6 protein-coding genes and 2 tRNA genes are annotated in these 6,511 nt (G+C 67.1%); 5 read left to right on the top strand and 3 right to left on the bottom strand.

All coding sequences use genetic code 11. The features are described 5' to 3' along the window. Positions 1-17: 17 nt before the first annotated feature. The 4 genes from IZR01_RS29860 (at position 18) to IZR01_RS29845 (ending at position 4,519) form a co-directional block, all read left to right on the top strand. Positions 18-767 carry a phytanoyl-CoA dioxygenase family protein gene (locus IZR01_RS29860; protein ID WP_194925811.1) on the top strand — a complete coding sequence of 250 codons (750 nt, stop codon included), beginning with the start codon at positions 18-20 and terminating at the stop codon, positions 765-767. Beyond that, positions 764-1,774, top strand: coding sequence for an AraC family transcriptional regulator (locus IZR01_RS29855; protein ID WP_194925809.1), 1,011 nt, complete (start codon positions 764-766; stop codon positions 1,772-1,774). The genes IZR01_RS29860 and IZR01_RS29855 overlap by 4 nt, the downstream gene beginning before the upstream one ends. 670 nt (positions 1,775-2,444) lie before the next feature. Next, positions 2,445-3,299 carry a helix-turn-helix domain-containing protein gene (locus IZR01_RS29850; protein WP_194925808.1) on the top strand — a complete coding sequence of 285 codons (855 nt, stop codon included), beginning with the start codon at positions 2,445-2,447 and terminating at the stop codon, positions 3,297-3,299. A 308-nt stretch (positions 3,300-3,607) separates the two neighbouring features. Beyond that, complete coding sequence (locus tag IZR01_RS29845) at positions 3,608-4,519, top strand: hypothetical protein (protein WP_228560504.1); 912 nt, start codon at positions 3,608-3,610, stop codon at positions 4,517-4,519. Positions 4,520-4,936: 417 nt separating this feature from the next. Here the strand turns inward: IZR01_RS29845 and IZR01_RS29840 are convergent. Together IZR01_RS29840 and IZR01_RS29835 are read right to left on the bottom strand one after the other, a co-directional pair. Continuing rightward, positions 4,937-5,008 (bottom strand) — tRNA-Ala (locus tag IZR01_RS29840). 4 nt (positions 5,009-5,012) lie between these two features. Next, positions 5,013-5,088, bottom strand: a tRNA-Trp gene (locus IZR01_RS29835). A 182-nt stretch (positions 5,089-5,270) separates the two neighbouring features. Here IZR01_RS29835 and IZR01_RS29830 point away from each other — a divergent pair. Next, positions 5,271-5,891 (top strand): hypothetical protein, encoded by a 621-nt coding sequence (locus tag IZR01_RS29830; protein ID WP_194925806.1) that lies wholly within the window; start codon positions 5,271-5,273, stop codon positions 5,889-5,891. 15 nt (positions 5,892-5,906) lie between these two features. Here the strand turns inward: IZR01_RS29830 and IZR01_RS29825 are convergent, their stop codons facing one another. After that, positions 5,907-6,476 (bottom strand): DUF5753 domain-containing protein, encoded by a 570-nt coding sequence (locus tag IZR01_RS29825; RefSeq protein ID WP_228560502.1) that lies wholly within the window; start codon positions 6,474-6,476, stop codon positions 5,907-5,909. Positions 6,477-6,511 lie beyond the last annotated feature (35 nt).

Below are 6,511 nucleotides of genomic sequence, written 5' to 3'. Positions count from 1 at the left end.
CCACCACGCGGTACCCGATCACCGACGCCGATGTCCGTTTCTACCGCGAGAACGGCTACCTTCTCGTCAAGGGACTGCTCAACGCCGATGAGGCCGCCACCATGCGCGCTGAGTGCCACGACCTCCTGGGCCGCCTCAACGACAGCGACGACCCGACGTGGGGCAGCGCCCGCGAGGCCACCGGCGCCGCCGCCACCCGGCTGCGGCACTGCCACGACGCTCAGTTCCACTCCGCCGCCTTCGCGAAGCTGCTCCTGGACCGCCGCTTCACCGACACCGCCGCGGCCCTGAACGGCAGCCCCAACCTCCAGCTCCACCACACCAAGATGTTCGTGAAGCCCCCGGAGAACGGCTCCCCGTTCCCCATGCACCAGGACCACCCCTTCTTCCCGCACGCCAAAGACACCGTCGCCGCCGCGATCTTCCACTTCAGCGACGCCGACGAGGAGCGCGGCTGCGTCCGCGTCGTCCCCGGCAGCCACCACAAGGGCCCACTGGAGCACATCGAGGACGGCAGCTGGCACCTGTCCCCGGACCAGTGGCGCCTGGCGGACGCGGTACCGTGCCCCGCCGAGGCCGGTGACGTGCTGTTCTTCACCTACCTCACGGTCCACGGCTCCGGCCTCAACACCTCCAGCCAGGAGCGCGTGACGTGGCTGGTGCAGTACCGCGATCCGCAGGACCGGCCCACCACCGACGACCACCAGTGGTCGCTGGGACAGGGCATGATCCTGCGCGGCGTCGATCCCACGGCCCGCCGCCCATGACCACCGGCGGCGGCGAGGACGAGACAGCCAACGGACTGCGCCACTCAGGTGCGGCCCTGCGCAACCTCCAACCCGAACGCCTCGGAGTCCGCCTCGCCGGCCGCCGCATCGAGTTCGTCGACTGGGGCTTCTACGCCCCCGAACCCTGGCGCAACTTCCCGCACGTCCACTCCTGCTACGAGCTGTGCTACACCTACGCGGGCCACGGCACGTTCCGAGTCGCCGGCACCGAGCACCCCATCGGCCCCGGCGACCTGTTCCTGGCCCGGCCCGGCGACGTGCACGACATCACCGCCGCCGCCGACGACCCCATGGGCATCGTCTTCTGGTCCTGGGCCGTCCTCCACGACACCCCCGGAGCCGGCAGAACCGGGACCGCCGGACAGCCACCGGCCACATCTGCCGCACCAGCCAGATCTGCCGAGGCCGACCACGACGCCGCCGAGCTCATGGCCGCCTTCACCACCGCCGACAACCGCATCGCCACAGCCGCCGACGGCCCCCTGCCCCGCATCTTGCTCCTCCTCGCCCACGAAGCCGCCGAACCCGGCCCCGGCAGCACAGAGATGATCATCTCCCTCGCATCCGCACTGGTCCTGGCCTCCGCCCGCGCCCTCAGCGACCCCCCAACCCGCCACCCAACTCGACAACCACCAACCACCCCCGGCGGCCCAACCCTGACAACGATGATCCGCTACCTCCACGACAACTACCACAGACCGATCCGCATCCAAGAAGTCGCCGCCCAGGTACACCTAAGCGAACGCCACGCAGCCCGCCTCTTCCGAAAGTTCGCCGGCTGCACCATGCACACCTACCTGACCCGCTACCGCCTAGAGGCAGCCGCACAACTCCTCTCCGACCCCACCCACCGCAACACCCCCATCGCCGCAATCGCCCGCTCCTGCGGCTACTCCGACTCCCGCCACTTCAGCGAGTCCTTCCAACGCCACTGGGGCCTGTCCCCCGCCGCCCTCCGCACCCGCGGCGGCACCACTCACCTCTAGCGCGCGGCTCCCGAACTCGCGCTGGCGGTGTCAATATTCGAAGTGTCTGGCACCCAAAGTGCCCGGCCGTAAGCCACTCGCCTGCCTGCTCGCCCGCTCGCCCGGAGGCCCGGAGGCTGATCGCGGGATGCCCGGGAACGTCGCAGCAATCATTCAGGGCAGGGAGCCGATCATCGACACGTCCGCGAACGACGTCGGCACCGGCACCGGCACCGGCACCGGCACCACGTAAACGGTCTCCCGACGCCCCACTCATCTCCCTGATAACTCTTCACCTGATCACAGAACACGGCGTTGAGCCGATCAAGCGGGACCAAGGACCGATCCAGCGGTGAACGCGACTGGGCCGTATCCGATGCATCGGATACGGCCCAGTCTGCGAACTTCGTGGAGCCAAGGGGACTCGAACCCCTAACCCCCTGCTTGCAAAGCTAGTGCGTTGATCGCCTGACCTGCTGCCGGACTTCGGACTGCCGAAGTTTTCCGGCCATTTTCCGTGGACGGCCTGCCGCCGCGAAAGCGCGGACCGTAGCCGCCCTGATCCACATCTCCCACACAGCAGTGTCCCATGGCCCCGCCCGGTCCTCACCGGGCGGGGCCATGGCGTATCCGCACGCACTCCGCCGACGCCCACCTCGGGCCCCGCGGTCATCCATAAGGGGACTTCTCCATGCAGCACCACCCGATAGGCAGCTTCGACTGGAGGCGGATCATCAAGCGCGCCGAGTTGCCGCGCACCACCAAGCTCATCGCCGAGTTCCTGAGCGACTTCGCCGACGCCGACGGCTCCAACGCGCACCCGGGAGTCAAGCTGCTGGCCTCAATGGCCGGGGTCACCGAGCGGACAGTGGTGACCCATCTGAAGCGGCTGCGGGAGGCCGGGCTCATCGAGAAGACCAAGCATTCCCGGATGCTGGAGTCAGCTGACGTGTACCAGCTGACTGTGCCCGGAGCCGACCACGCGCCGATTGTGATGCGCCTGGATCCCAACGGCGCGCGCATCCCAGTCGCCCCGGAGCGCACGGCTCACGACGCACTCGAACTTGTGGACAACAGTGTGGATAACCCTGTGGACAACCGTTCGGAAGGGCATTCGACGGACAGCTCCTACATGAAGCCGGGTGCAGCCCTAAGTGAAACTGGACGCAGTTCTAGGAGAAGCTGGCTTCACCCCACCAACCAGACCAACCTTCACCAACCAATCTCTGGGTTGCCTCAGGTGGGTAACTCACTTGGCGCCGTGGACGAAGGCGATCAAGGCAACGAGTCGGCGAGGGGTGGGTTCGAGCCGGACGACGGCGAGTACGCCGCCGCGAACGAGATCCTCATGTCCCTCGGCGACATCGAGCCATTCATGACCGAGGCCATCGCCGAGCTCGCTGCCGCCGGCATCGCCGACCCGACGGTGCGGCAGATCGCTGTGCGCGCCGCCGACTTTGCCACCCGCCCTGCCATCCCGGACCCCGGGTCCGCCCAGCACGCCCGGCCTGGTCACGCCCACGACAGCGCAGCGCCACAGCTCTGAGCCTGGCCCCAGGGCACAGGTAGTTCGCAGCCCGGGGCGGCGGGAGTACCGGGCGCCCGCGAGCACCGAGGCGGTAGTTGCACCAGCCGCGAGAGGTGTGCCAATGTCGTAGTCGGCGCTCGTCGCGCCAGGCCACCGGCGCTGATCCGGGTTCCGGCCGAAGGTGTTCGCATCGACGTCTCCACTCCCTTGATTTCGTGGAATCCGCTGGCATTCGCCTGTGCGGGTGCCCGCGTCCTGCTCTGCGGAGGTGTTCGATCATGACTTTCAAGAACGTGAACAAGTCTTCGGCCCGGAACCTGGCCGCTTTGACGGGGATGCCGTACCAAAGCTGCCTGACGACGATTCAGGTGTTGCGGGCCCTGCCCACCGGGGTAAGCCTCACCGATCTGGAGCCGCTACTCACCGGTTCGGAATCTGGCCAAGCGTTGCTCAACCTGCCCGGGAGCAACGAGGTCAACTATGAGGGTGTCCTGCCGCTCGCCTGCGGCACCGGGGACCGGGACGCCGAAGTGATCGTCATGGCCCAGGACGAGCCCCTGCTGGCTGTTCGGGCATACAGCGCTGACTGGGGGCTGCCCCCGAATGGAACCAGCTTGTGGCTGGAGGCGATGCTGGGGGAGGACCTGCTTCGCCCGGCCGGACTGTGGCGCACGACAGCCAAGCGGTTGCTGGAAGCGGCCAAGTCTGGTGCCAGCGAGACTGCCGCCGTACTGGCCGATCAGGCCGACGGCTTCGAGTCCATGGAGACCGTACTGAGCCGCGGCATCTCGGAGACCGCCTTCATCGCCGAACGACTAGACACGGCTACCCCGTCGTACACCACCGAAGGGCCCGGCTTCGACTGGGCGCACTTCACCTTCGCCGACCTCGATCAGGTCTACCCGCCAGACGAGGATCATCGCCTGATCGACTGCCATGACGGCAATTGCGGGTTTCTGCACGACTGGCCGACCGCGAATCCGGCCCACACCCAGATCGCACTGCCAGCGCCGTTGGTGGCCGCCTACCGGAAGGTCATGGAGTTGGCGGGTCCAGATCCCGACGGCCTCGACAACGAGTTGAGCTTTCGCCACGGCATCACCGAAGACGGCAGTCACTGGTACGGACTGGATTTCTACTTGCTGCACACGGAGCAGCTGGAACCCCTGACCCGAGTGTGGATGCAGGTCGATCCGCCGACGATCGGAAGCAACCCATTCCCGCCATCAGTCAGCTGAGGAGCTCAACAACAAGGAGCCTGATGCCACGAACCGCCGCCGTTGACCGACCCGACTTCCACGCCTGGCGGGCCTACCGAATCGTGGTGGACGCCGAGACCGCCGCCGAGCAGACGGCGAAGTTCGAGTTCATCCGAGAGGGGCACGGCAGAGCCGGGGTATGGATCCACGGCGGCCAGGCCGGCGGGATCCGCATCGGTGCCGTGCACACCACGACTTGGGAGTTCGCCAATCCGATCACTGGAGCCGTCCGAAAGAAGTTCAGCTACAGTGCGGTCGCCGACGCGGCCGTGGCGAACGCGACGGTGAGCCCGGCCCTGCCGGTCGTCACTGGGCTGGGGTCACGTGAAGCCGCGGCGGCTCTGCTGTACGGCCGCTGGATCGAGCGCCGGGCCCGGCATGCGGCCGGGGCTGGGGTGGACTCACCGGGATACGAACCCGGACCAGCCGCTTGCAAGGCGGCCGTGCTGCCGTTGACACCACAAGCCCAAGGCAGCGGGAGCCGGATTCGAACCGGCGACCTCGGGTTTTGGAGACCCGCGGGAACAGCCGAACTTCCCCATCCCGCCGAGACCATGGTCGTCGGTGGGCAGCCTGTAGCGCGAATGGTTTTCATGCCGCCACCAGGTCGAACGTGCGGCACGGGCACTGATTATCTGGAGAACCCCGGCGTTCGAGCATCTGCGGCGGAGCCCGCCACGATATAGCAGAACAATGGTTTGTGTCAGCGGTCTGCGGGATGCTGGCCTTCGTGGGGTACACACTGGATCCGGCGGTGGTGCCGCCGCACACCACCGAGATGGCGTGGGTGCGGTTCTGTGCCAAGACCGTCGTCACGACGCACCACGTCATATGGACCGGCGCGCTGTCCAAGGGGTATGGCACGTTCCACGATCCCGAGTTTCGGGACTTAGATCTAGAGCTGGTCAGCCACGGTGCGACGGTGACCGCGACACGCTGGCTCTGGTCCGCCTACCACGGCCCGATCGACCTGGACATGCGGATGATGCACGCCTGCAACCTGCCGATCTGCGTAAGACTGGCGTCCCTGGAGCCGGGGCAGCAGCAGTGGAACATCCAGGACGCCGCCAACCAGGACCGACTCGCCCGACGCCATGGTCATGTCCGGGTCGACAAGGCAGATGTCCGCGGTGCCGAACTACAGTCCCGGACGATTCGGTTCGCGGTGAAACAGGCCATACGGGCCGGAGTGACCGACCCGGGCCTGCTGGATCGGATAGTCCAGGATGTGGTGGCCGAGGGCGACCCGGACCGGCTGTCCGCGCAGACGCCGCTGTTCCGGCTCGCCGACCTGCCCGCCCCGGCTCGCCGGGCGCAACGACGTCGGCTCACCCAACCCGACGCAGCCTAGGGCAGGCCGTGTCTGCTACAGCCTCGCTTGCCGAATCAGGCTGCTGGCCCGGTCACCGTATACGGCTGCCTGCGCGTAGGTGTCGAACATGCTCAGGTACATCGCGACTTCCGGTGCGTCGGTGATCCGGTAGGTGACAGCCATGGTCTCGATCGACACGGTCGAGTCGTCGACGATGTCGATGTGGCTCATCGGTGACGCCGTCACCCGAGCCCGTGTCGGCAGGATGCCGAGACGGACGTTGGGCTTGTCTGCCAGGACGAGCAAGTGCTCCAGCTGCTCTGTCATCACGTCGGGGTCAGCGGTGGCCCCGTACAGCACGTGCTCGGCGATGACGGCGTGGAAGGACCTGTCTGTGTCGTTGATGAGTTGTCCGCGAGCCATACGCAAGTCGACGGTCTGGGCCACGGTGTCGGGCAAGTCCAGCAGGTCCCGGGCTTCGGCGAGGCGCGTCGTCGCGTAGGCGTGGGTCTGGTATTTGCCGGGGATTACTGCCGGGGCGAAGTTCTTGAAGACTTGACCGACAGTTTCCATGTCGAGGAGCTTCTGTTGCGTAGGGGCGGTCCCCTCGGTCATGGTCGCCATGTGCCGGTTGTACTCGATGCCCATGGTGTTCGAGC

Origin of the sequence: Catenulispora pinisilvae (assembly GCF_015356865.1) — a bacterium.
GTDB classification, from domain to species: Bacteria; Actinomycetota; Actinomycetes; order Streptomycetales; family Catenulisporaceae; genus Catenulispora; species Catenulispora pinisilvae.
Note: the sequence above shows the minus strand (reverse complement) of the source record. Positions and strands in the feature narration are given on the sequence as shown.